Source organism: Actinocorallia sp. API 0066 (assembly GCF_020991275.1).
In the GTDB taxonomy this organism is placed as follows: domain Bacteria; phylum Actinomycetota; class Actinomycetes; order Streptosporangiales; family Streptosporangiaceae; genus Actinocorallia.
This window is the reverse complement of record NZ_JAJLQY010000004.1, coordinates 387055-410604: the sequence shown is the minus strand read 5'-3', so window position 1 is coordinate 410604 and position 23550 is coordinate 387055. Positions and strand designations below refer to the sequence as shown.

26 protein-coding genes are annotated in these 23550 nt (G+C 72.3%); 11 read left to right on the top strand and 15 right to left on the bottom strand.

Annotation, left to right across the window (positions count from 1 at the left end):
- Positions 1 to 20: 20 nt before the first annotated feature.
- Both LO762_RS12840 and LO762_RS12835 read left to right on the top strand, forming a co-directional pair.
- A complete protein-coding gene (locus LO762_RS12840; RefSeq protein ID WP_230614838.1) occupies positions 21 to 932 on the top strand; it encodes a carbohydrate ABC transporter permease in 912 nt (303 codons plus the stop codon).
- A 9-nt stretch (positions 933 to 941) separates the two neighbouring features.
- Complete coding sequence (locus LO762_RS12835) at positions 942 to 1874, top strand: carbohydrate ABC transporter permease (protein ID WP_230614837.1); 933 nt, start codon at positions 942 to 944, stop codon at positions 1872 to 1874.
- Positions 1875 to 1931: 57 nt separating this feature from the next.
- Here LO762_RS12835 and LO762_RS33080 read toward each other — a convergent pair whose 3' ends face one another.
- Complete coding sequence (locus LO762_RS33080; protein WP_304523642.1) at positions 1932 to 3356, bottom strand: hypothetical protein; 1425 nt, start codon at positions 3354 to 3356, stop codon at positions 1932 to 1934.
- 266 nt (positions 3357 to 3622) lie between these two features.
- On the opposite strand from LO762_RS33080, the gene LO762_RS12825 reads away from it, so the two are divergent.
- The gene (locus LO762_RS12825; protein WP_230614836.1) at positions 3623 to 3919 is read left to right on the top strand and encodes a 4a-hydroxytetrahydrobiopterin dehydratase; all 297 of its coding nucleotides are present in this window, start codon (positions 3623 to 3625) and stop codon (positions 3917 to 3919) included.
- A gap of 124 nt (positions 3920 to 4043) precedes the next feature.
- Here the strand turns inward: LO762_RS12825 and LO762_RS12820 are convergent, their stop codons facing one another.
- Both LO762_RS12820 and lnt read right to left on the bottom strand, forming a co-directional pair.
- Positions 4044 to 4757, bottom strand: coding sequence for a polyprenol monophosphomannose synthase (locus LO762_RS12820; RefSeq protein WP_230614835.1), 714 nt, complete (start codon positions 4755 to 4757; stop codon positions 4044 to 4046).
- Positions 4754 to 6358 (bottom strand): apolipoprotein N-acyltransferase, encoded by a 1605-nt coding sequence (gene lnt / locus LO762_RS12815; RefSeq protein WP_230614834.1) that lies wholly within the window; start codon positions 6356 to 6358, stop codon positions 4754 to 4756. The genes LO762_RS12820 and lnt overlap by 4 nt, the downstream gene beginning before the upstream one ends.
- 239 nt (positions 6359 to 6597) lie before the next feature.
- Between lnt and LO762_RS12810 the strand changes: the two genes are divergently transcribed.
- On the top strand, positions 6598 to 7131 hold the full coding sequence (locus tag LO762_RS12810) for an FxsA family protein (RefSeq protein ID WP_230614833.1): 534 nt from the start codon (positions 6598 to 6600) through the stop codon (positions 7129 to 7131).
- Positions 7132 to 7179: 48 nt separating this feature from the next.
- Here the strand turns inward: LO762_RS12810 and LO762_RS12805 are convergent, their stop codons facing one another.
- The 7 genes from LO762_RS12805 to LO762_RS12775 all read right to left on the bottom strand — a co-directional run bounded on the left by LO762_RS12805 (position 7180) and on the right by LO762_RS12775 (position 12420).
- Positions 7180 to 7524: an RNA polymerase-binding protein RbpA gene (locus tag LO762_RS12805; protein WP_230614832.1), complete on the bottom strand. Its 345-nt coding sequence runs from the start codon at positions 7522 to 7524 to the stop codon at positions 7180 to 7182.
- A gap of 93 nt (positions 7525 to 7617) precedes the next feature.
- Positions 7618 to 8394 (bottom strand): glycerophosphodiester phosphodiesterase family protein, encoded by a 777-nt coding sequence (locus LO762_RS12800; RefSeq protein ID WP_230614831.1) that lies wholly within the window; start codon positions 8392 to 8394, stop codon positions 7618 to 7620.
- A gap of 38 nt (positions 8395 to 8432) precedes the next feature.
- Positions 8433 to 8972: a TrmH family RNA methyltransferase gene (locus LO762_RS12795; RefSeq protein ID WP_230614830.1), complete on the bottom strand. Its 540-nt coding sequence runs from the start codon at positions 8970 to 8972 to the stop codon at positions 8433 to 8435.
- On the bottom strand, positions 8969 to 9565 hold the full coding sequence (locus tag LO762_RS12790; RefSeq protein ID WP_230614829.1) for a class I SAM-dependent methyltransferase: 597 nt from the start codon (positions 9563 to 9565) through the stop codon (positions 8969 to 8971). Before LO762_RS12790 ends, LO762_RS12795 begins: the two co-directional genes overlap by 4 nt.
- A 31-nt stretch (positions 9566 to 9596) precedes the next feature.
- Complete coding sequence (locus LO762_RS12785; protein ID WP_230614828.1) at positions 9597 to 10544, bottom strand: VWA domain-containing protein; 948 nt, start codon at positions 10542 to 10544, stop codon at positions 9597 to 9599.
- A complete protein-coding gene (locus LO762_RS12780) occupies positions 10541 to 11422 on the bottom strand; it encodes a DUF58 domain-containing protein (protein ID WP_230614827.1) in 882 nt (293 codons plus the stop codon). Before LO762_RS12780 ends, LO762_RS12785 begins: the two co-directional genes overlap by 4 nt.
- Complete coding sequence (locus LO762_RS12775; protein WP_230614826.1) at positions 11422 to 12420, bottom strand: MoxR family ATPase; 999 nt, start codon at positions 12418 to 12420, stop codon at positions 11422 to 11424. Before LO762_RS12775 ends, LO762_RS12780 begins: the two co-directional genes overlap by 1 nt.
- 124 nt (positions 12421 to 12544) lie before the next feature.
- Here LO762_RS12775 and LO762_RS12770 point away from each other — a divergent pair, with 124 nt between their 5' ends.
- Positions 12545 to 13330 (top strand): hypothetical protein, encoded by a 786-nt coding sequence (locus tag LO762_RS12770; protein ID WP_230614825.1) that lies wholly within the window; start codon positions 12545 to 12547, stop codon positions 13328 to 13330.
- Between the two features lie 10 nt (positions 13331 to 13340).
- Positions 13341 to 14855, top strand: coding sequence for a glycerol kinase GlpK (gene glpK / locus LO762_RS12765; protein ID WP_374201553.1), 1515 nt, complete (start codon positions 13341 to 13343; stop codon positions 14853 to 14855).
- A 7-nt stretch (positions 14856 to 14862) separates the two neighbouring features.
- Here glpK and LO762_RS12760 read toward each other — a convergent pair whose 3' ends face one another.
- Together LO762_RS12760 and LO762_RS12755 are read right to left on the bottom strand one after the other, a co-directional pair.
- The gene (locus tag LO762_RS12760) at positions 14863 to 15540 is read right to left on the bottom strand and encodes a LysE family transporter (RefSeq protein WP_230614824.1); all 678 of its coding nucleotides are present in this window, start codon (positions 15538 to 15540) and stop codon (positions 14863 to 14865) included.
- Between the two features lie 54 nt (positions 15541 to 15594).
- Complete coding sequence (locus LO762_RS12755; protein ID WP_230614823.1) at positions 15595 to 16383, bottom strand: CPBP family intramembrane glutamic endopeptidase; 789 nt, start codon at positions 16381 to 16383, stop codon at positions 15595 to 15597.
- A 117-nt stretch (positions 16384 to 16500) separates the two neighbouring features.
- On the opposite strand from LO762_RS12755, the gene LO762_RS12750 reads away from it, so the two are divergent.
- Positions 16501 to 17340, top strand: a complete 840-nt coding sequence (locus LO762_RS12750) for a DUF4253 domain-containing protein (protein ID WP_230614822.1) — start codon at positions 16501 to 16503, stop codon at positions 17338 to 17340.
- Positions 17341 to 17344: 4 nt separating this feature from the next.
- Here LO762_RS12750 and LO762_RS12745 read toward each other — a convergent pair whose 3' ends face one another.
- Entirely contained in the window at positions 17345 to 18307 is a 963-nt protein-coding gene (locus LO762_RS12745) for a pirin family protein (RefSeq protein WP_230614821.1), read from the bottom strand.
- A 178-nt stretch (positions 18308 to 18485) separates the two neighbouring features.
- Here LO762_RS12745 and LO762_RS12740 point away from each other — a divergent pair, with 178 nt between their 5' ends.
- A complete protein-coding gene (locus LO762_RS12740; RefSeq protein WP_230614820.1) occupies positions 18486 to 19568 on the top strand; it encodes a hypothetical protein in 1083 nt (360 codons plus the stop codon).
- 63 nt (positions 19569 to 19631) lie between these two features.
- Here LO762_RS12740 and LO762_RS12735 read toward each other — a convergent pair whose 3' ends face one another.
- Entirely contained in the window at positions 19632 to 20765 is a 1134-nt protein-coding gene (locus tag LO762_RS12735; RefSeq protein WP_230614819.1) for an MFS transporter, read from the bottom strand.
- Between the two features lie 202 nt (positions 20766 to 20967).
- Here LO762_RS12735 and LO762_RS12730 point away from each other — a divergent pair, with 202 nt between their 5' ends.
- From LO762_RS12730 to LO762_RS12720, 3 genes are read left to right on the top strand one after another with little or no spacing between them, the layout of a single operon-like run.
- Positions 20968 to 21633, top strand: a complete 666-nt coding sequence (locus LO762_RS12730) for a methyltransferase (RefSeq protein ID WP_230614818.1) — start codon at positions 20968 to 20970, stop codon at positions 21631 to 21633.
- A 15-nt stretch (positions 21634 to 21648) separates the two neighbouring features.
- Positions 21649 to 22143 carry a SigE family RNA polymerase sigma factor gene (locus LO762_RS12725; RefSeq protein ID WP_230614817.1) on the top strand — a complete coding sequence of 165 codons (495 nt, stop codon included), beginning with the start codon at positions 21649 to 21651 and terminating at the stop codon, positions 22141 to 22143.
- Complete coding sequence (locus LO762_RS12720) at positions 22136 to 22858, top strand: hypothetical protein (protein ID WP_230614816.1); 723 nt, start codon at positions 22136 to 22138, stop codon at positions 22856 to 22858. The genes LO762_RS12725 and LO762_RS12720 overlap by 8 nt, the downstream gene beginning before the upstream one ends.
- A gap of 71 nt (positions 22859 to 22929) precedes the next feature.
- Here the strand turns inward: LO762_RS12720 and LO762_RS12715 are convergent, their stop codons facing one another.
- Positions 22930 to 23436, bottom strand: a complete 507-nt coding sequence (locus LO762_RS12715) for an NADAR family protein (protein WP_230614980.1) — start codon at positions 23434 to 23436, stop codon at positions 22930 to 22932.
- Positions 23437 to 23550 lie beyond the last annotated feature (114 nt).

Below are 23550 nucleotides of genomic sequence, written 5' to 3'. Positions count from 1 at the left end.
AGATTCCGGAGACCACAGCCATGCGGCAGGGTAGATTGCCCTTCATCGTCGGGTTCCTCGCGATCCCGGTGATCCTGTACGCCGTCTTTGTGATCGGCCCGTACATCCAGGCGTTCCAGATCGCGCTCACCGAGTGGAACGGCTACAAGGCGCCCGAGTTCATCGGACTGCAGAACTTCCGCGACCTCTTCGAGGACGAGGCGTTCACGTCCGCGCTCAAGCACCACCTCTGGATTCTGATCACCCTGCCGCTGGCGACCCTCGTCATCGCGCTGTTCTTCTCGTTCCTGCTGAACGTCGGCGGGGGCAGCGGAAAGAACGGCACGATGACGGGGGTGCGGTTCTCCGGCTTCTACAAGGTGGTCTTCTTCCTGCCGCAGGTCCTCGCCATCGCGATCCTCGGCGTGCTCTTCCAGTCGGTGTACCGGCCGACCGAGAGCGGCATGATCAACGGACTGCTCGGCAAGGTCGGCATCGCACCCGTGCAGTTCCTCAACGACCCGAAAATCGCCCTCTGGTCGATCATCGGAGTCGTCGTCTGGCAGAGCGTCGGCTTTTACGTCGTGCTCTTCTCCGCCGGAATGTCGTCCATTCCCAAGGACGTCTTCGAAGCGGCCGCCCTCGACGGAGCCGGACGCTTCACCCTGTTCTTCCGGGTCACCCTCCCGCTCCTGTGGGACACCCTCCAGGTCGGCTGGATCTACCTCGGCATCGCCGCGTTCGACATGTTCGCGATCGTCCAGGTCCTGTCCGTCGACCAGGGCGGTCCCGACAACTCCACGACCGTCGTCGCGCTGGAGATCTACCGCCAGGTCTTCCGCTACTCCGAACTCGGCTACGCCTCGGCCATGGGCGTCGTCCTGTTCTTCATGACCCTGACCTTCGCGGCGCTCACCCTGCGCGTCACCCGCCGCGAACGCATCGAGTACTAAGGCGCCCCGATGAAGACGAGAACTGACCTTCCCGTACAGACCGGGACACCCGCCTCCGCCTCCACGCCCGGCCGCAAGGCCCGTGCGCCCCGCTCGCGGCGCTCCGGCGGCGCCGCCTCCGGGCTGTTCACCAGCCTGTCCCACGTCGCCCTCGCCGTCTGGGCGCTGCTCGTCGTCGTCCCGATCGTCTGGACGTTCGTCGCCGCGTTCAAGACCAACGCGGAGATCTTCGGCGACGCCTGGACGCTGCCCGAGACGTGGTACTTCGACGCGTGGGGCCGCGCCTGGAGCGACGCCAACATCGGCCGCTACCTCATCAACAGCGTCGGTGTGGTCGCCGTCAGCACGTTCCTCACGATGCTGCTCGGCGCGATGGCCGCCTACGTGCTCGCCCGCTACGAGTTCCGCGGCAACCGCGTCGTCTACTTCATGTTCGTGTCCGGCATGATGTTCCCGGTGTTCCTCGCCCTGGTCCCGCTGTTCAAGGTGGTCCAGAACCTCGGCGTCCACAACACCTACCAGGGCCTCATCCTGGTGTACGTCGCCTACTCGCTGCCGTTCACGATCTTCTTCCTGACGGCGTTCTTCCGGACGCTCCCCACGTCCGTCGCGGAGGCCGCTTTCATCGACGGCGCCGGGCACGTCCGCACGTTCTTCCAGATCATGATGCCGATGGCCAAGCCGGGCCTGGTCTCCATCACGATCTTCAACGTGATCGGCCAGTGGAACCAGTACCTCCTGCCGATCATCATCGTGCCCGCCGACCAGAACAAGTGGGTGCTGCCCCAGGCCATCGCCACCATCAGCACCCAGGCCGGCTACGAACAGGACTGGCCCGCCCTCATGGCAGCCCTCAGCATGGCCATCCTCCCGGTGATCATCGTCTACGTGATCTTCCAGCGGCAGATCCAGGCCGGTCTCACCGCAGGCGCCGTCAAGTAGCACCCCGACCCCGGGCCCCAGGCCGTCCCTCCCCGGACGCCCGGGGCCCGGCCCCGTTCACGTGGTGGGGACGAAGAACCAGGACGGGGGCCTGGCCGGGTCGTAGGGCGGGTTGTGGGCCTGGAGGACGTCGGGGGTGACGCCGTTCTGGGCGGCCGCCAGGGCGGGCGTCTCGACGGCGACCTCGTCCTCGTCGTCCGGGCGGTTGATGACGACGAAGTGCGGGCGGAAACCCGGCGCGTGGATCTGGGACGGCCAGGCCGCGCGGTCGCCGGACAGGCCCGGATTGTCCGCGACGAGGGCCTCAGCCGGGATCTGGAGGTATCCGGCCAGGTCCGCGAGGGTCGTCACGGTGTGCGGGACATGCACCGGGCGGACGTCGCCCCGAGCCGGGAGGGCGGGTTCGGCGACGGTCTCCAGCCGGAAGCCGAGGAACTCGGTGTGGCCCTGGAAGAACGCGGCATACAGGGCGTTCTCGTGGAACTCGCGCACGAACGTCCTGGTGTCGGCCACGTAGGTGACGTAGTCCGACGGCGTCGTGTAGCCGGTGATGGCCTGTGGGACGGCGCTCAGACCGAACCCGCCCGTCACCAGGTCGTCCAGCTCCTGTAGGTACGCGTCGTGCGCCGGAAGGGCCTTGAGCGAGGCGATGACGGCCTGGGTGAGGTACTCGCAGAAGCCCTCCCGCACGGTCTGGCTCTGGTTCCCCACGTGCACGAGGTTCGGGTGCTGGAGCGTGTGCACGTACTCGTGCAGAAGCTTCGTGAACGCCTTCCACTTGCGCGCGGCGACGAGCGGGTTGTGCTCGCCGTCCGAGGGCTTCCAGCCCTCCAGCGAACCCGACAGGAAGATCAGCCCGTTCCGCGGCTCGGTGATCGCGAACCCGTACCGCTCACACGCGATCAGCGTCGACTCGTGCGTCTTGGTGAACGGCCGCAGCACCTCCGCGTCCAGGAACTGCGCCGCCTCCTCGTCGACGCCCCCGTAGGGCGTGAAGTGGTGCTTCTGCATGAGGTCCGCGCAGAGGGACGCGGTGTACCTCGCCTGCTCGTACGCCGTGATCGGGATCCTGGCCCGCGCCCTGTCGGAGAAGTCCGACACCTCCAGCAGGTTCGCGTCCGCCCCCGACCCGACGAACGCGGGACGACGCCGCAACGCGAGCTGGTTCGGGGTGAGCGCCGCGTTGTCCGTCCACGCCTTGAACAGGTCGTCCGCCGCCTTCTTCGCCGCCCGCCCCGCCCCCTCAAAACTGCTCATGGGCAGCAGCCCCGCCGTCTCCTTCCACCGGCAGTCCTTGTACCGGGCCGCGAGCCGCGTCTCCATCTCCACAAGCAGCCCTGCCGCGAGCTCCCCCCGCTTCCCCCCGTCCTTCCGCCCCACCCAGTCGACCTTCGCCTTCGGCGGCAACCCCACCGCCTTCCGCTGCGCGTCATCCAGCTCCGCCAGCCGCAACACCTCCCTGATCCTCTCCTGCTCCCCCACCCCCGGAATCCAGGTCCCCGTCCTCTGATGCGGCACCGCACCCACCCCTTCCCTCCATCACCCACCCGGACCCCGCAGCCTAAAGACCCCCACCCTTACCCCGCAGCGATAACCCCATAGTCACCCATAAGAGACAATAAGTAATCACCCCTCGGCCCGACCAGATCTCCCACCATCGGGCCGAAACGCCAGAAACCTCAACGACGGCTTTTACGGCCCTGCGTGATGTACTCGCCTTCCACGCCGTCTCACCGAGGAGAACACCCATGGCACGGCTCGCAGAGGACGAGATCACCAACCGCCTCGCGGCGGTGACGCGATGGACGCGCACCGGCGACACGATCACGCGGACCGTCCAGGCCCCGACTTTCCTCGCTGGGATCGCCATTGTCTCCGCAATCGCACAGGCGGCTGAGGAGGCCAACCACCACCCCGACATCGACATCCGCTGGCGGAACGTCACCTTCGCCCTCACCACCCACGACGCGGGTGACGCGCTCACCGCGCGCGACTTCGACCTCGCCGAACGCATCGACGCGATCGCCGCCGAACACGGCGCCTGATCAACGACGCCCTCGTCTCCGCTCAGCGCGGGGCATCGGCGTTTCAGGCGCGTCGCGCTGGGTGAACACCCGGCGGCACGAACGCGCGGGGACGCGTGCGGTCTTCCGCGGGGGTGGGTGGGGGTCAGCGGGTGAGGCGGGAGCGGAGGCCCCAGGCGGTGACGCGGAGCATGGCTTCGGCTATGACGGAGCCGCTCATCTTTGAGGAGCCGTGGACTCGGTCTACGAAGGTGATGGGGACTTCGACGACGCGGAGGCCCGCCTTGTGGGCTCGGAGGGCCAGGTCGACCTGGAAGCAGTAGCCTCGGGAGTCGACGTCTTCGAGGTCGAGCTTTTCCAGGGTTTCGCGGCGGAAGGCTCGGTAGCCGCCGGTGGCGTCGTGGAGGGGGACGCCGAGCATGAGGCGGGCGTAGGTGTTGGCGCCACGGGAGAGGACCTCGCGTCGCTTCGGCCAGTTGGCGACCTCGCCGCCGGGCACCCAGCGGGCGCCGATCACCAGGTCGGCCTCGTTCAGCGCGTCGAGCAGCCGGGGGAGCTGCTCGGGCTGGTGGGAGCCGTCGGCGTCCATCTCGACCATGATGTCGTAGCCGTGCTCGATCGCCCAGCGGAACCCGGCGAGGTAGGCGGCGCCCAGGCCGTTCTTGGCGGTCCGGTGCAGGACGTGCACGTGGTCGTCGGCGGCGGCCATCTCGTCGGCGAGCGCGCCGGTGCCGTCCGGGCTGCCGTCGTCCACGACGAGGATGTCGGCACCCGGCACCGCCGCGCGCACCCGGGAGGTGATGAGGGGGAGGTTCTCCCGTTCGTTGTACGTGGGAATGATCACAAGGATCGCGTTCATGTCGCCTCTCCGGGGCCGGTGTCGGCGGCCCGCCTGCGCGCGGTGAGCGCGAGGCCCACCCCGGTGACTCCCGCCAGCGCGAGCAGCCACTCCGGCAGCCCGCCGAGGCGGTCACTGATGGTAACCGAGGTGCGCAGGGGCACGGCGGCCACCTGGATCTCGGGGGTGAACTCGCGGGACTGCCGGAGCAGGCGGCCGTCCGGGGCGACGATCGCGCTGATCCCGCTGGTGGCCGCGACGAGCACGGTGCGGTCGTGCTCGATGGCCCGCAACTGGGACATCGCGAGCTGCTGCCACGGCAGGCTGGTGCGGCCGTAGGTGGCGTTGTTGGTCTGCACGACGAGGATCTGTGACTTCGCCGCGTCCCGCACGATCCCGTCGTAGGCGACCTCGAAGCAGATGACGTCGCCTACGGTCGTCCCGGCCATCGTCAGCTCGTTGTCCTGGTCGCCGCGCGCGAAGTCGCGCGGGACCCGCTCCAGCCGGGAGATCAACCGGGTGAGGACGTCGCGGAACGGGATGTACTCCCCGAACGGCACCGGGTGCCGCTTGGTGTAGTACTCGCCGGGCCCGCTGACGGGGTCCCACACGATGCCCCGGTTCTCCACCATCTTCCGGTCGGGGGTGGACGTCAGGGCGCCCACGAGGACGGGCACGCCGACGTCCCGGACGGCGGCGTCGATCACCGCGTAGGCCGTCGGGTCGTTGTAGGGGTCGAGGTCGCTGGCGTTCTCGGGCCACACGACGAGGTCCGGCCGGGGCAGCTCCCCGGCCCTGACCTTGGCGGCGAGCTCACGGGTCCGCGCCACGTGGTTGTTGAGGACGGCCTGGCGCTGCCCGAGGAAGTCGAGGCCGAGGCGCGGCACGTTCCCCTGGATCACCGCGACCGTCGCGGTCGTCCCGCCCGTCCCGGCGGGGACCAGCGCGCCCAGCAGCGGGACGGCCAGGGCCCCCGCGACGGCGGCGGCCACCGGACGCCAGGACCGCGTGATCACCGCGTAGGCCAGCAGGGACCCGGTGAGCGCCGTGGCGAACGAGACGAGCGGCGCCCCGCCCAGGGAGGCGAAGCCCGTGTAGGGGGTGTCGGTCTGGGAGAACGCCAGCCGGGCCCACGGGAAGCCGCCCAGCGGGTACCTGCCCCGGACGAACTCCTGTGTCACCCAGAGCGCGGCCACCCAGAACGGCCACAGGCGGCTCCGGGACACCAGGGAGAGTGCCGCGCCCATCGGCACAAAATAGAGCGTCTGGACGAGGCTCAGCCCCAGCCAGACGTCGGTGCCGATCGGCCGCAGGCCGGGCAGCACGAGGACAAAGAAGATGAGCCCGGACACCAGCCCGGCGAGCGCCCCAAAACGGGCCCGTGTGCCGCGCAGCGCCAGCGCGAGGACGGCGACGCCGACCGGGGCCAGCGGCCACAGTCCGGACGAGCTCCCGGCCGAAGGCCCGAACACGTTCGGCGGGAACGCGAGATACATGATCAGACCGGCGGCCGCGCTCGCGGCGAGCCGCCACAGCGCCCGCGCCCGTGGGCCGCGGGCCAGCCGCACACCCTCCGGGGGCTGCTCCCGCGCCGGCGTGTCGGCGACCGTCTCCTGCGTCACACCATCTCCAGCGTTCCCGGCGCCCATCGGATGAAAGGTACCGGCAATGGACGCGGGCCCGGACATCCGTCGGGCCGGACGCGTCCCCACAGGCCGTGGAGGCGGTGTCCGTTGTCTATAGGATGCCCGAGCCCGTCGGGTCCGGCCTGGACCAGACGGCTCAAACTACCGGAAAGCGGTCGGCTGTCAAACAACGGCGAGCAGTTCGGGCACCGGGCTTCATCGGGGATGATGAAGGCATGTGGCCGCTGCTCTTCCCGCTCCTGTTCGTGCTCGTGCCCATCCTGGAGATCTACGTGATCGTCCAGGTCGCGCACGCGATCGGCGGCGGGTGGACGCTGCTGCTCCTGCTCGCCGAGACGGCCCTCGGGCTGTGGATCGTCAAGCGGGAGGGCAGGCGGGCGTGGTCCCGGCTGAACACGACGGTGGCGCAGGGCCGGATGCCCGACACCGAACTGGCCGACGGGTTCCTCATCCTGCTCGGCGGCGGGCTGCTGATCGTGCCCGGGTTCGTCACCGACGTCGTCGGGCTGCTGTGCGTGCTTCCGTTCACCAGGCCGCTCGTGCGCAGGCTCGTCATGGTGTGGGCGGCCCGCCGCGCCGCCCGCCTGGGCCCGCCGCCCGGCTTCCCCGGCACGTTCCAGGGCGGCCCCCAGGGCGGTGTCGTGCGCGGCGAGGTGATCGAGGAGGACGACGCCCCGCCGCCCCCCGTCCGTGGCCAGATCGTCCGCGGCGACATCGTCGACGACGACGAGACCGACGACAAGCGCTAGAAGAAGTAAGGCCCGTGCCAGAAGGCACGGGCCTGGTCGGCTTGTGAACTATGCGCTCTTGCGCCGTCCCGCGCGTAGGATCTCCAGGCGCTCGGCGAGGACCTCCTCCAAGTCCTCGATCGACCGGCGCTCCAGGAGCATGTCCCAGTGCGTGCGCGGCGGCTTGCCCTTCTTCGCGACCGGCACCTCGCCGTCCATGAGGAGGGCGGGGACACCGCAGTTGCGGCAGTCCCAGGTCATCGGCACCTCCACCTCGGCGGCGAGGGTGACGCTGAACTGGTGGCCCTTCGGGCAGGTGTAAGACACCTCCTGGCGAGGGGCCAGGTCGGTGTTCCTGTCGTTCTCATAGCTCGTCGCCCCGAGCCGGGTGCCGCGAAGTGCGCGCTCTGCCATCGAAAAACGCCTCCCAGACGGCTAGCGGTCCTGACTTGACAACGCTGGATACCGCTACAAGATTCCCGCTCGGGGCTGTCCCAACCCTGCCGGTTATGCTCCGGCGGCGCTCCAGAGGCCGCGTGCGGCCATGACCTCGCGCAACGCCTCCAGATCGTCGGTCATGATCCCGTCGACGCCGGCGTCCAGGAGCCTGCCCATGACGGCCGGGTCGTTGACCGTCCAGGCGTGCACGACGAGCCCGACGGAGTGGGCCTGGCCGATGAACGAGGACGTCGCGAAGGGCACGGGTCCCAGGGCGTGGGGGATCTGGGCGCAGGCGACGCCCTCGGCGGCGATCCGGGCGGCCCGGCCGCCGATCCGCACGGCGGCGACCCCGCTGGGCCCGAGCGCGGTGCAGACGGGCTCGCGGGTGAACATCCGGGCCCTGACGCGGGCCTGGGCGAGGCGGCGGGTGGAGAAGGAGGTGATGCAGACGCGGTCCCAGGCGCCGGTGCGGTGCAGCACGCGGATCAGCGGGCCGATCGCCGGTTCGTCCTTGATGTCGATGTTGAACCGGGTGTCGGGGAAGGAGCCGAGGACGTCCTCCATGAGGGGGATCGGCTCGGTGCCGTGGATGCGGGCGGAGGCGACCCGCTGGTAGGGGAGGCGGGCGATCCTGCCGCGCCGCCCGGTGACGCGGGCGAGATCGGGGTCGTGGAAGGCGAGGAGGGTGCCGTCGGCGGTGGCCTGCGCGTCGGTCTCGATGTAGGCGTAACCCAGGTCGACGGCCCGCTGGAAGGCCGCCATGGTGTTCTCCGGCGCGCCCAGCGCCCCGCCCCGGTGGGCGAACGCGATGGGCCCGTCGTGGTCGAGGAAGGCGTAGCGCATCGCCTTCCAGTATGCCGGAGCCTTACCGCGTAAAGGCGTCAGCCCGCCCACTCGCGGCGGCGGATCTCGGCGAGCGCCACCGCGGTGGCCACCGCGACGTTCAACGACCCGACCCGGCCGACCTGCGGGATGTAGGCGACGGCGTCGGCGGCGGCCAGCAGGGCGGGGGAGCAGCCGTGGTCCTCGCCGCCGACCGCGAGGCACACCGGGCCGTCCAGATCCGCCTCGTGCAGCGGCCTGGCGTCGCCGGTGAGCTCCAGCGCGACCACCCTGAACCCCTCGGCGCGCGCCGTCTTGACCGCCTCCACGGCGGGCAGCGGCGGGCTCCAGGGGACGAGCCGGTCAGTGCCCAGCGCCGTCTTCTGCGCGTTCGGGTGGGTCGGCGGTGTGGCGTTGCCCGCGAGCCACAGGTGCTCGACGCCGAAGACCGCCGCCGTCCGGAAGATCGACCCCGTGTTGAACGGCTGCGTCACCGACTCCACGAGCAGGCCGAGCCGCCCCTGTGTGGCCCGCCGCCAGGTGCGGTTCAGCCGCTTGACGTCGGTGGGCCGCAGCTGACGGCGCTCAGGGGTGCTCACGGGGTCTTGACCTCCAGGATGCGGTAGGACGAACGGGACGCCAGCCGGGTCGTCGGGCGGCCGGACGCGGTGAGCCAGCGCTGGAGCGAGTCGCTGCCCAGGTGCTTCTGGACCACGAGGTGGGCGAGCGCGCCGGGCTCCAGCCGGGCGAGCCACGTGTCCAGCAGCTCGTGCAGCGCCGCCTTGCCGATCCGGATCGGCGGGTTCGACCACAGCGCGGCGAACCGCAGGTCAGAGTCGATCTCCTCGGGGGTGCCGAAGACGACGTTCGTCAGGCCCGCCGCCTCCGCGTTGCTCCGGGCCAGTTCCAAGGCGCGCCGGTTGACATCGACGCCGTAGACGGTTGCGCCGGGAGCCCGTGCGGCGAGCGTCAGGGTGATCGGCCCGTAGCCGCATCCGACGTCCAGGAGGTTCCCCTCCGTCGGCGGGGGCGGGACGGAGTCCAGGAGGATGCGGGTGCCCGCGTCGATCCGGTCGGGGGAGAACATGCCGCGGTCGGTCTCCAGCCGCAGGTGCAGATCGCGCAGCACAAGATCGACGGTGGCCCGGCGGCTCGCCGTGCCGGGTTCGGCCGAGAAGTAGTGATCCCCCACGGCCGTCAAGCCTAGTGGCGTCCAGCCGGGCTCAGGGCAGGCGGGAGTACCAGGCGAGGGAGAGCGCGCCGCCCGCGAGCGCCAGCAGCGCGGCCAAGGCGGTGAACCAGGAGGTGATGTCGCGGTTCTCCGGCCGCCAGCCCAGTGACGTGCCGATGCTCTCGTAGACCTGGGACAGTTCGGCGGAGTCCTCGGCCTCGTAGGCGTGCCCGTCGGTCTGCGCCGCCAGGGCCCGGAGCGTCGCCTTGTTGACGTCCACCGTGGTCGTCTCGCCCTCGATCGTCACCGTGCCGTAGGGCGTGCCGAACGCGATGGTGGACACCGGGATCCGGGCCGTCCGCGCCGCCGCGACGGCCGAGGCGACGGAGCGGCCGTAGGTGTTGTCGCCATCCGAGAGCAGGACGATGTGGGCGGGCGGCGGGTCGGTGCCGTTGCCCGCGTCGAACGTCTTGATCGCGGTGATCGACGCGAACACCGCCTCGCCGATCGCGGTGCGCCGGTCCAGGGCGATGTTGTCGAGCGCGTTCAAAGCCGCCACCCGGTCGGTGGTCGGGGACGCGACGACGCTGGCCGTCCCGGCGAACGACACGACACCGACGTTGAAGCGCTGCGGCAGCCCCTCGATGAAGTCCTTCGCCGACGCCTTGGCCGCCTCGAACCGCGACGGGGCCACGTCCGTGGCCTGCATGGACAGGGACACGTCGACCGCGACGATGATCGTCGCCCGCTCGCGCGGCACCTTGACCGTCGCGGCGGGCTGCGCGGCGCCCAACACCAGCACCGTGAGCAGGGTCAGGAACATCCCCGCAAGCAGGTGCTTGCGCCACGCCGGATGCCCCGGCGCGACCGAGCGCAGCGTAGGCAGGTTGGTGAACCTGACGGCGTAGCGGCGGCTCCGGCGCAGCAGCAGCACGTAAGCGACGAGCATGACCGGCACGAGCGGGAGCAGCAGCAGCCAGAGCGGCGACAGGAACGTCATACCCGGCCCCCCAGCCGACGGCGGCGCAGCGCGAACCGGGCGAGGTCGGCGACCCAGTCGCGGTCGGTGGACAGCAGGAGGTGGCCCGCGCCCGCGCGGCGCAGCGCGGCTGCCGTCGCGGCGCGCTGGGCGTGCGCGGCCCGCCGGTACTCCTCGGCGACGCGGGGGCTCAGCATGATCTCCTGGACGGCGCCCGTCTCCGGGTCGGTGAGTTCGACCATGCCGACGGGCGGCATGTCGAGTTCGCGCGGGTCGGTGATCTCGACGGCGAGGACCTGGTGCCGCGCGGCCATCCGGCGCAGCGGACGCTCCCAGGCCGACCCGTCGAGGAAGTCGCTGATCACCACGCGCAGGCCGCGGCGGCGCTGGCCCCGGTCCAGGGACGTGATCGCGTCGGCGAGGGTGATCGGGCCCGGAAGGCTCGGGGTCGCCTCCACGTCGCGCAGGAGGCCGTACAGGCGGGTCCGTCCGGTGCGGGCGGGCCTGCGCTTCAGGGTTCCGCCGGACATCAGGTACGCGCCCACACGGTCGCCCAGGCGGGTCGCGGTGAACCCGACAGCCGCCAGTGCCGCTACCGCGAGGTCTCTCTTGAGATGTTCGGCGGTGCCGTAATCCATGCTCGGGGTGAGGTCGACCAGGGCCCACGCCTCAAGCTCGTGGTCGGCGACGATGTCGCGGACGTGCGGGACGGCGGTGCGGGCCGTCACCGACCAGTCCATGTGCCGCACGTCGTCCTCGCCCGGCTGGTAGGGCCGGGCTTCGGCCAGTTCGCTTCCGGGGCCCGGAAGCAGGCCCAGGTGCTCGCCGCCAAGCATCCCGTCGAGTCGGCCGGTGACCTTCAGTTCCAACCTGCGGAGCCTGTCCTCGGGGACGCGCATCAGACCGCGCCGTGGTTCCACACGACCCGCGGCGGCGGCACGCACGCGAGGATCCGGGCGACCAGCTCGCCGGGCGACACGCCGTCGGCGATCGCGTCGAAGGTGAGCACGAGCCGGTGCACGAGCACGTCGCGGGCCACGTCGTGGACGTCCTCGGGCAGCACGAAGTCACGCCCGCGCAGCAGCGCCAGGGCCCGCGCGGACGAGACGAGGCCGAGCGTCGCGCGGGGGCTCGCGCCGAACTCGATGAGCGGCGCGAGATCCGGCATCCGGTACGCCTCGGGCCGCCGCGTCGCCATCACCAGCCGCACCACGTAGTCGGCGACGAGCTCGTGGACCTCCACCCGGGAGGCGGCGCGCTGCAGGCCGATCAGCGTGTCGGGGTCCAGGACGCGGTCGGCTCCGGGCGGGTCCACGCTCATCCGGCGCAGGATCGCCAGCTCGTCGTGCGCGTCCGGATAGGAGACGGTGATCCTCATGAGGAACCTGTCGCGCTGCGCCTCCGGCAGCGGGTAGACGCCCTCGGACTCGATCGGGTTCTGCGTCGCCAGCACGATGAACGGCTTCGGCAGCGGATAGGTGCGGCCCGCCAGCGACACCTGCTTCTCGGCCATCACCTCCAGCAGCGCCGACTGGACCTTGGCCGGTGCCCGGTTGATCTCGTCGGCGAGCACGAAGTTCGCGAAGACCGGGCCCAGCTCCACGTCGAACGACTCGCTGGACGGCCGGTAGATGCGGGTGCCGACGATGTCGGAGGGCACGAGGTCGGGGGTGAACTGGATGCGGGCGAAGCTGCCGCCCGTCACCTGGGCCAGCGACGACACCGCGAGGGTCTTGGCGACGCCGGGCACGCCCTCGACCAGGCAGTGCCCGCCCGCGAGCAGCGCCACGACGAGGCGCTCGACCATGTGCTCCTGGCCGACGATGACCTTCTTCACCTCGGCGAGCGCGCGCTCCAGCAGCGCCGACGCCTCCCTGGTGCCCTCGGTGACGGTCACACCGGTCCCTCCGCCCCGAAATGCCACGACTTCCCCTACACGGTCCGACCCTACGTGAACTACCCGGTACCCCGCCGACGACACGGTACGCCCGGTCCGACGCGACCCACAGTAGGGTCGTGTCATGACAGCGCCGCCGCCGTCTCCGCCGTCACCACCCGGCTCGGTCGAACACGGCCCCTATCGGCTGACGGGTGTGCTTCGGCAGACGCCCGCGGGGTTCGTGTTCGGGGCCGTGGACTTCGCGGGCAGGGCCGTCCAGGTGGTTCTGCTGAGTCGGGGGGCGGCCGGGGACCCGGCGGCCCGTGACAGGTTCGCCGCCGCAGTGCGCGGTAACAAGGGGCGTCTCCTGTCTTACGACACCGCCAATCCGGGGCCGTGGGCCGTCGGGGAGGGCGATCTGGGCGGGCTGCTCGATTCGGTCGCCCTCGCCGACGAGCGGGGCAACCCGCGTCTGATCCATCATTGGGAGGGCGCGTCCGATCCGGCCTTCCCGGTGACGGAAGCGGGATCGCCCCCGGCGGGCTCGGGCGGGCCGTATCTGGTGTTCCCGAAGTACGCGCAGGGCGGCGGGACCGGGGCGGCGTTCGGCGCGGGCGGAGGCGCGGGGTCGGCTTCCGGGGCCGGGCCACGGTTCGGCGGCCGGGACAACCCGTGGGGGACGGTCCTGGCGGGGCTCGCGCTGCTGCTGCTGTTCCTCCTCATCATCCTCGGGCTGCTGTGGCTGTGGCGCTCCCAGCCCGACGACCTGCCTCCTGAGCCCGTCGAGACGGTGACCAGCCCGACGCCGACGCCCGGCGAGTCCGGCACGCCACGGCCCACCCCGACGCCGTCCCCGTCGGGGCCGTCCAGTCCCGGCCAGGACGGGCCGACGGGCACGGGGTGGCCCGACGGCGACAACCCGCTCTGATCTTGGCAGGATGCCTCTAGCACCATCCGCTCGACCAGGAGGCAGTCCGGTGTACGTGGCCGCGATCGACCAGGGGACGACCTCAAGCCGCTGCATGGTCTTCGACGAGACCGGCGCCGTCGTGTCCGACGCGCGCCGCGAGTTCCGCCAGATCTTCCCCCGGCCCGGCTGGGTCGAGCACGACGCCGCCGAGATCTGGACGACGGTCCAGACGTGCGTGGCCGAGGCCCTGGAGCGGGCCGGGCTGACCGCCGCGGACCTCGCCGCCGTCGGGATCACCAACCAGCGTGAGACGACCGTCGTCTGGGACGCGGCCACGGGCGAGCCCGTCCACAACGCGATCGTCTGGCAGGACACCCGCACCGACAGGCTGTGCCGGGAACTCGCGGGCGAGGACGGCCCCGACAGGTTCGCCGCCACCTGCGGGCTGCCACTCGCCACCTACTTCTCCGGACCGAAGCTGCTGTGGCTGCTACGGGAGGTCCCGGGGCTGCGGGAGCGGGCCGAGCGCGGCGAGGTCCTGTTCGGCACGATCGACTCGTGGGTGGTCTGGAACCTCACCGGACGGCACGTCACCGACGTCACCAACGCGTCACGGACGATGCTGATGGACCTCAAGACGCTCGACTGGGATCCGTCCACCCTTGAGGCGTTCGGGATCCCGCCCGAGGTGCTCCCGGAGATCCGCTCCTCCTCGGAGGTGTACGGGACGGCCAGGGGCGTCCTGGAGGGCGTCCCCGTGGCGTCCGCGCTCGGCGACCAGCAGGCCGCGCTGTTCGGCCAGTGCTGCTTCCAGCCGGGCGACGCCAAGAACACCTACGGCACCGGCAGCTTCCTCCTGCTGAACACCGGCGAGGAGCCCGTCAGATCGCGGCACGGGCTGCTGACGACCGTCGGCTACCGGATCGGCGACACGCCCGCCGTCTACGCGCTGGAGGGCTCGGTGGCGATCACCGGCGCGCTCGTGCAGTGGCTGCGCGACAACCTCGGCGTGATCTCGTCGGCCGCCGAGATCGAGGAACTCGCCGCGACGGTGCCCGACAACGGCGGCTGCTACTTCGTGCCCGCTTTCTCCGGCCTGTTCGCCCCCTACTGGCGGGCCGACGCGCGCGGCGCGATAGTCGGCCTCACCCGCTACGTGCACAAGGGCCACCTCGCCCGCGCGGTGCTGGAGGCGACGGCCTGGCAGACGCGCGAGATCGTCGACGCGATGGACGCCGACTCCGGGTACACGATCACCGAGCTGAAGACCGACGGCGGCATGGTCGTCAACGACCTGCTCATGCAGATCCAGGCCGACGTGCTGGGCGTGCCCGTCGTCCGTCCGGGCGTCAACGAGACGACGGCCCTGGGCGCGGCCTACGCGGCGGGCCTGGCCGTCGGCGTCTGGACGGGCCAGCACGAGCTCGTCGCGCACTGGAAGGCCGACAAGCGGTGGACGCCCGTGCTGCCCGAGGAGGAGCGGGAACGGGAGTACGCGCAGTGGCGCAAGGCCGTCACCCGGACGTTCGACTGGGCCGAGTAGAGCACGCTCACACCAGGAGGCCCACGGCCAGGACGGCGATGATCGCGGCGGCGGCCAGGGCCGTCACGAGGCGGCCGCGCGCGCCGGTGAGGGTCCTGCCTACGAGCGCGCCGCCCCCGGCCCGGGGGCGGCCGCTCCCGACGAAGTCGGGGTTGCGAAGCGGCCGCCCTCGGGCCGAATCAAACACGGCCAGGAGGAGCTGCCAGCTCAGGGAGGCGGCGAAAGCGGCGACGACGAAGACGGCCTGCCCCGGGCCCGTCAGAGCGGCCTCGCCCTGGCGGCCCAGGACGAGCGCGGCGAAGTACACGATGGTCGCAGGGTTCAGGATCGTCAGCCCGAGGAGGGCGAGGAAGGCGCGGGACGGCCTTGTGAACACGGGCACGGGGCGGCCCGCCGCCTCCGCGAACGCCGACAGGGCGGTCCGGACGGCGAGCGCCATCAGGACGGCCGCGGCGACCCACCGAAGCGGCGTCGCGACCGGCGTCAGTAGCCCGGCGAGGGTGGCGCCGCCCAGGACGGCGGCGAGCGCGTAGAGGCCGTCGGCCGCTGCTACCCCGCAGGCGGCCGCCGCGCCTATCCGCAGCGACGTGCGGGCCGTCAGCCCGACGATGAGAGCGCCGATCGCCCCTACGGGCACCGCCACCCCGTACCCGGCGAGCAGCCCCGCGACCAGTGCCTCGTCCATGCCGGGCGATCCTGGCCGAACCCGGTGATCTCCGGCAAAGGGTTTTCCGCCAGGTCAGGCGCCCGGCAGCCAGGACACCCGTCCGGCCAGCGCCACCCAGCCGACGAACGCCACGATGTCGATGAGGGCGTGCGCGACGAGGAGCGGCATCACCCGTCCCCACCGCCGGTACAGCCACGCGAAGACCAGCCCCATGACGAAGTTGCCGATGAGCCCGCCGATCCCCTGGTACAGGTGGTAGACCGAGCGGACTCCCGCGCTGGTCAGGTCGGCCTTCCACCGCGACCAGCCGAGCTGGTCGAGCCGGTGCAGCAGGTACCCGAGGACGATCACCTCCTCGAGCACCGCGTTCTCGACCGCCGACAGCACAAGGACGGGGATCCGCCACCACACGTCACCGAGCGTCGTGGGCACGATCGTGAGGTTCGCGCCCAGCCCCTGCGCCGCCAGGTACAGCGCCAGCCCCGACCCGCCGATGACGGCGGCGACCCCCGCGCCGCGCGCCATGTCGCGCCAGCGCGGCACCCACGAGACGCCCAGGGCCCTGCCCATCGGCTCGGCCGACCGCGCCATGAGGTGGGCGACGAGCGCGACCGGCACCAGCGACACCGCGATCCCGTACAGCTGCCACGACAGGCCGAGCCAGGGCCGTCCCGCGTACCTGTCGGTGACAAGGGAGGCCGTCTGCTCCGACAGCGCCTTCTCGGCCGTGAGCGAGCCCGTGAAGGAGATCAGCGCGGCCAGCGCCGACGCGCCGAGCGAGAGCGCGAGGACGAGCCAGACCTCGCGGCTGAGGGTCCTGCGGTCGGGCAGTGTGGGGGTGAGGGCGGCGTCGGCGGTCACGGCACCGATCGTCGCACGGCCTTGACGTGCCGTGCGGCACGGGGCGGCCAGGTGGCAGTAGAGTCCTGGAATGCACCAAGATCCGGCATAGGTCTGCGATAGCGAAAGTGGTCGAGCATGGACGATCACCGGCCCGGCAGGGCGCTGCCGGCGGGTGTGTACCGGCTGTTCGCCGACGGCGGCAACGGCCGCACGCTGAACGTGCCCCTGCCCGAGGGGGCGGTGGTGTGGCCCGACCGGTCCTACCGCCGCGACCACCCGGTGACCAGGCCCGCGTTCTGGCTGAGCGACGCGCCGGTCACCGCGGAGATCTGGCGGAGCCTGGCCGCCGAACACCTCTACTCGGGCCTGTGGCCGCTGCTGCTGGACGAGTCGGCGCAGCCGTGGGCGGCGGGGCAGGTCGCGCCCGAACCGGAGTCCGAGATCGGCGTGTACGAGCCCGCGCAGTTCATGACCGAGGTCTGGCAGGACATGATCGAGCCGCGGCTGCGGTACGGCGACGACTTCGAGGACCTCTCCCCGTTCGGCAAGTACTGTCCGGGCCTGGCCGCGCCCGGCGAGCCGATGGCCGAGCCGCTGGAGGCCGCCGACTGGCTCGCGGGCCAGCTCGCCGACGGCCGCAGCACCCTGCTCGGCCTCGTCGCGGCCGCCCGCAGCGCCGACGTCCTCGCCGTCATGGGCTGGCAGGGCGCCCTGAACCACAACCCGTGGACCGCGCCGATGTCGGCGGTCGCGCGCGGCTGGGAGGACAGGTTCGGCGCCCGCCTCGTCCGGGTCGGGTTCAACACCATGGACTTCAGCGTGGCCGCGCCGCCGCGCGACCCCGACCACGCGGTGCACGTCGCCGCCGAGCACTGGGCGTTCTGCCCGGACGTCGTGGTGCAGGGCGCGGGCAGCCTGGAGGGGTACGCGGAGGAGCTGGTCGGGCGGAACGCCTGGTCGTTCTGGTGGGACTAGCCGGTCAGCGCTCCCGGCCGCGCGGCTTCAGCGGGGTCGTCGGGAGGGCGGGGGCGGGCACGCGCGGGCCGTCGTAGCCGTGCACGACGCCCAGGGCGTCGCCGGTCATCCACGCCTCGCGGGCGGCGGCGATCTCGGTTCCGGTGCGGGCGACGAAGTTCCACCACATGACGAGCTTCTCCTCGAAGGGGACGCCGCCCAGGAGCAGGAACCTCGTGGCGGAGCCCGCCTCCACCGGGAGTTCGTCGCGGCCGCAGCCCAGGTAGAGGAGGTGCCCTACGGGGGCCTCCGCGCCGTCGATCCTGACGTCGCCCGTCATGGTGAGGACGGCGTACTCGAAGTCGTACTCCAGGGGGAGGCTCGCCTCGCCGCCCGCCTCGACCGTCACGTCGGCGCCGGTGATCGGGGTGAACACCTCACCGGGGGAGAGGGCGCCGTCCAGCTCGCCCAGGAACACCGTCGCGCGCAGGCCGGGGGCCGTCACCACAGGCAGGTCGGTGTGGTGGGCGAACGCGGGGTCCTTGTGGCGGGCCGCGTCAGGCAGGGCCGTCCAGAGCTGGGCGCCGTGCAGCACCGAAGGGTGCGGCACCGGGGACTCCTCGGAGTGGGCGATGCCCCGGCCCGCCGTCATCAGGCCGAGTTCGCCCGGCCGGATCGTGGCGAGGCTGCCCAGGCTGTCGCGGTGCAGGACGTCGCCCGCGTGCAGCCAGCTGACGGTCTGCAGGCCGACGTGCGGATGCGGCGGCACCCGCATACCCGGCTCGTTGGCGACGTCGTCGGGGCCGTAGTGGTCCAGGAAGCACCACGCGCCGACCATCCGGCGGCCGAACGACGGCAGGAGGCGGCGCACCCGGGTGCCGCCCAGCAGCACCTCCTTCATCGGCAGCAGCTCCCGCACGGGCGTCGCCTTGACCTCGGCCGTCCCGCCCGTGCGGACCGGCTCGGGCGCCGTCTCCAGATTGCTCATGGCCTCAAACCTACTCAGCGTGCCCCGGATCACGCCTCCCGGACGGCGACCGCCGGGCCCGATCTTGGATTGCTTCGCAGGCCGCGGGGGATACCCTCTTCGCCGCCGGCGTTCCGCGTGGTTACCTGGAGGGACCACCACGGCCGCCGCGCGCGGAACCGAGGCGAGGGGCGGGGCGATGACGGCGGAACACGGCACCGGGTCGGCACTCCGCCGTGAGGTCGGCGATCTGCTGCGGCTCGGCTCCCTGATCGCGCGGCCTGTGCGTGATCTCGGGCGCGACGTCACGGTGGGCGTCGCGCGGACGGGCCTGGAGCGGGCGCTGGACCTGCCCGTGGTGCGGGCGCCGGTGGAGCGCGCGGCACAGACGGCGGCGCAGCGGCTCGCCGTCTCGATCGCCGAACAGGCGGTCGATCAGCTTGCGTCGGCTGCCGGGTCGCATGCCGTGACGGGTGCCGCTTACGGCGTCACGGCGACGGCCTTGTCCGTCGCGGGGCAGGCGGCCGGGCATCCGCTGTCGAAGGCGGCGCGGCGGCTCGCGCTGCGCAACCCGCTGACGCGGGTGACGGCCTCCACGTGGGCGGGGCTCACCGAGAAGGCGGCGGGCAGCACGCTCGGTCGGCTCGCGGTGGACGCCGCGTTGGACTCGGTGACGGACGTCGTCGCCGACGTGGTCATGGACGTGGTGATCGAGGTGGGTCCCGAACTCGCCCTTGAGGTCGCCGAGAACGCGGCGCGCCAGGCCGCCGAGGAGATCGCGGCGCGGCTCGTGGAGGCCGGGCCGGTGCCTGCGGCGGCCGTCGCGTGGGCCGGGGGCGTGGCGCGCAGCGAGCCGGTGCGGCAGGCCGTCGGGCTCGTCGGGGCGGCCGGGATCACCGACCTCGCCGAACGCGGTGTGACCGGCGCCGCCGCGTGGGCGGCGGGCACCGACCTCGGGCGGGCGCTCACCGAGATGACCGAGGAGGTCGCCAGGGCCGCGCTGCGGGAGCGGATGCGGGAGAGCACCCGCGAGTCCGTCAGGGTCGCCTGGACGGGCGCGGTGGGCGTGCTGCGCGGCGCGGAGGCACCGGCGGCGGCGGACGGCGCGGTGTCCCGCGCGACCCGGCGCGTCACCGAACTCGTCGTCTCCGGGCCCGCGGGCGAGGCCGCCGCCGCGATCGCGGTGCGCGTCACGCTGCGCACCGCGCCCGGGGCCGTGCCTCGGCTCGCCGCCAGCGCGGCCCGGAGCGGCACGCAGAGGGCCCTGCGGCTGCTCGGCTGACCTTCCGGCGCCGCCGGTTCGGCGGCGGCCCGTTGACGCGTTCACGAGCGGGGGGCGGGCGGTTCAGGCGGTCCTGGCGTCGGCGGGGCGCAGGAAGCCCGCGGAGAGCGTCATGAGCAGCGCCATCGCGGTGATCACCGCGAACGACACGGGCAGCGACGTCACGGAGGCGAGGCCGCCGATGAGGGCGGGGGAGACCAACAGGCACGAGTAGGTGATGGTCGCGACCGCCGCCACCCCCTCGTTCGGCACCGCCGCCGCCCGGCCCGCCGCCGCGAACGCCAGCGGCACCACGACCGCGATGCCGAGGCCGATCAACGCGAACCCCGCGATGGCCGGGAGCGGGGAGGCCGCCGTCACCACGAGGACGCCGCCCACAACGGCGAGGGCGCCGCTCACCCTGACCATGCGGACGGTGCCGATGCGGGCCACGAGCGTGTCACCGAGCAGCCTGCTGACGGCCATGGTCACCGCGAACGCCGTGTATGACGACGCGGCGATGCCGGGGCCCGCGTCCACGACGTCGCGCAGGTAGACGGCGCACCAGTCGGCGGTGGCGCCCTCGGCGAACACCGCGCAGAACCCGACGAGGCCGATGCCGAGCAGTTCGCGCCCCGGCAGCGTGAACCTGGCCGGTTCGGCGAGGCCCGGCGGCGGGTCCGGCAGGCCGCGCGCCGCCAGCAGCGCCACGACGACGAGGACGGCGGCCGCCGCGGCGAAGTGCGTGCGGGCGTCCACGTGGGCGGCCGCCGCCAGCGCGCCCGCGCCCGCGCCGAGCAGCGCGCCGACGCTCCACATGCCGTGCAGGCCGGACATGATCGGCCTGCCCAGCTCCCGCTCGACCTCGACGCCGAGGCCGTTCATCGCCACGTCGCAGACGCCGCCGAGCACGCCGTAGCCGAACAGCAGCACCCACAGGACGGGCAGGTCGGCGGCCAGGGACGGGGGGACGAGCGCGGCGGCGAACAGCACGGCGGTGGCGCGGGTGACGGTGCGGGCGCCTCTGCGGTGGATCAGCCTTCCGGTGAGCGGCATGGCGAGGAACGCGCCGAGCGCGGGGGCGAGCAGCGCCAGGCCCAGCCCGGCCGGGCCGGTGTCCACGTGCTCCTGGATCCACGGGATCCGGGTGGCGAACGAACCGCCGACCGCGCCGTGCAGGCAGAAGACCGCGGCGACGGACATCCTGGGGGAGACCATGACCGACCATAATAGGCAGGTTTATTTACTGTTGCACCCCCGGGGGTCCCCGGGGCCTGGTTGGCGTTTGTCTTCTATGACCGATTTTGACGGTGTGTTGGGGCCGGTCGGGAGTTAGTCCGATATTGCAACAAAATTGAATCCCGGGAGAAATGACCGCGGGAAATGGCGTTGTCAGGTCGGTCGGATTAAGGTCGGCACCGTGCAGCCGAACCCCCCGCTCTGCAAGGCGCCCGAAGAACTCTCCTTTGTGCGCGCGCACACGCGTCTCAAGCCCGTCCCGCTCCTTCCCGAGATCGTGCTCCACCAGGCAGACGACCCTTACGGCCTGTGGGAGCGCACCGAAGACACCGGACTGCCCTATTGGGCGTTCGCGTGGACCGGCGGTCTCGCCCTGGCCCGGTACGTCCTCGACCGTCCCGAACTCGTGCGCGGGCGGCGCGTGCTGGACTTCGCGTCCGGCTCCGGCGTCGTCGCCGTCGCCGCGGCGCGCGCCGGGGCCCGCGAGGTCGTCGCCGCCGAGGTCGACCCGTACGCGGGCGCCGCCGTGCTCGCCAACGCCGAGGCCAACGCCGTCGCCGTCACCGCGCTGTGCGCCGACGTGCTCGACGACGCCGAACCCGAGGCCGAACGGTGCGACGTCGTGCTCGCCGGCGACGTGTTCTACGACAAGGCGATGTCGCGGCGCGTCGAACCGTACCTGCGCAGACGGGCGCGGGCCGGCGCGCTCGTCCTCGTCGGCGACCCCGGGCGGCGCTATCTGCCGCGCGGGACGTTCACCGCGCTGGCCCGTTACGATGTGCCGGTGAGCCGGGCCCTGGAGGACGCCAGGCACAAGCGCACGACGGTGTGGCAGGTACCCGGATAAGGGGGGAGCACCCCGATGGCCGACGAGGAGTCGTTCCGACGGTTCGTCGCTGAGCGCTCCCCCTCGCTGCTGCGCCTGGCCTACCTGCTCACCGCCGACCGCTCCGCCGCCGAGGACCTCGTGCAGAACGCGCTGGTCAAGGCGTATCTTCGGTGGAAGCGCATCGAGACGAACCCGGAGGCGTACGTGCGCCGGATCCTCGTCACCGTCGCCGCCGACGAACACCGCCGCCCGCACCGCAGGCACGAGACCCCCGCCGAGACGCTCCCCGAGCGGCCCGGCGCCGACCCGTTCGCCGCGGTGGACGGCAACGTGCGACTGCGCGCCGCGCTCGCCGCCCTGCCCGCCGGGCAGCGCGCCGCCGTCGTGCTGCGCCACTGGGTCGGGCTTGAGGTCGCCGAGGTCGCCGACCTGCTCGGCTGCTCGGCGGTGACGGTCCGCAGCCAGACCATGCGCGGCCTTGACAAGCTCCGCGAAGCCTACGGAGTGCGGGACGACGCCCATGGATGACAAGGCACTGCTCTCCCTTCTCGCCGACGACGCCCCCGCGCCCGGCCCGTCGCTCGCCGACTCCGTCATCGCCACCGGCCGCCGCACCCGCCGTCGCCGCCGCCTCACCGTCGTGGCCTCCGCCGCCGCCTGCACCGCCCTCGCCGCCTTCCTGCTCCCTGTCGCCTACACCGCCCTGCCCTCCCAGCAGCAGGCCGACTCGACCGCCGCGGGCCAGTCCTACTCCCGGAACGAGGACGGCTCCGGCGGCGCCCCCGCCGCGGTGCCCGAGGCGTACACCACCGACCCCGACGCCGCCGAGCGCCCCGAGACGACCGCGGGCGGCCCCACCCCGCCGGGCGCCGCGACCTCGTCGGAGTCCGCCGTCCCGCAGAGCTCCGCGGACGTCCTGCTGGACCTCGCCGACCTCGCCGACCTCGGCGCCGCCTACGCCGCCGCCTTCCGCACCGTCGGCGACGCGGACCCCGACCGCCTCGTCGTCCTGGACCGCCGCTGCCCCGTCAACGCCCCGTGCACCACCGACCCCCTCCCGGGCACCCTCAAGAAGTCCCTCCGCACCACCTTCCCCACCCTCACCTTCACCACCAGGGAAACCCCCGGCGCCCTCCGCCTGGACCTCCCCACCGGCACCCCCGACGCCCTCCACATCCCCGTCAACGGCACCCCCGTCCCCGTCCACCGCACCCCCGCCAACACCTGGACCCCCACCCCCTGACCGTCGGAGGGCGGGGTGACGGTAACCGTGGGGGACGGGGCTGGTGGTGCGTCGGTTCGGCGGGGCGGGCGTCAGGTGAGGTGGGTGCGGGCCTGCATGAGGGCGAAGCCGAGGAGGTTGGTGCCCGGCCAGTGGGCGGGGTCGGGGGCGTGGGTGTGGTCGGCGGACAGGCCGATGCCCCAGACCGGGTCCAGAGGGCTGGCCTCGACGATGACACGGTCGCCGGTGTCGCGGAGACGGGCGCGAAGCTCGGGGGAGGAGGCGAACTTCGCGACGTTGCCGCGCACGACGATGTCGAAGCGGTGTGCTGCCCAGACGTCCTCATCAAAACCCACGACCTTCCTGCCGGCTGCCTTCGCCGCGCCCGGGTTCCGCGCGTGGTGGACCCGGTGCAGCGCTTCCTCGTCGCCGAACAGGCGGGCCTTCTCCGCCATCATGTAGTGCTCGGCCGACGCGTACCGGACACTACCCAGTTCGAACGTGTGTTCAAACCACTGCGAGAAAACGTGGTTCCCGCTCCGCGTCGGCCGATGCCCCCAGAAGTAGACGAATCTGGACCGATCGCCATGCCACGCCACCGGAATCGTCTCCCGCAGGTCCACACCGTCTCCTCGCAAGAACACCCGAACCCGCCCGACCCGGCGGTCGCACGGAAACAACGCACCGAACCCTACGCACCCCGGCAGATCGGC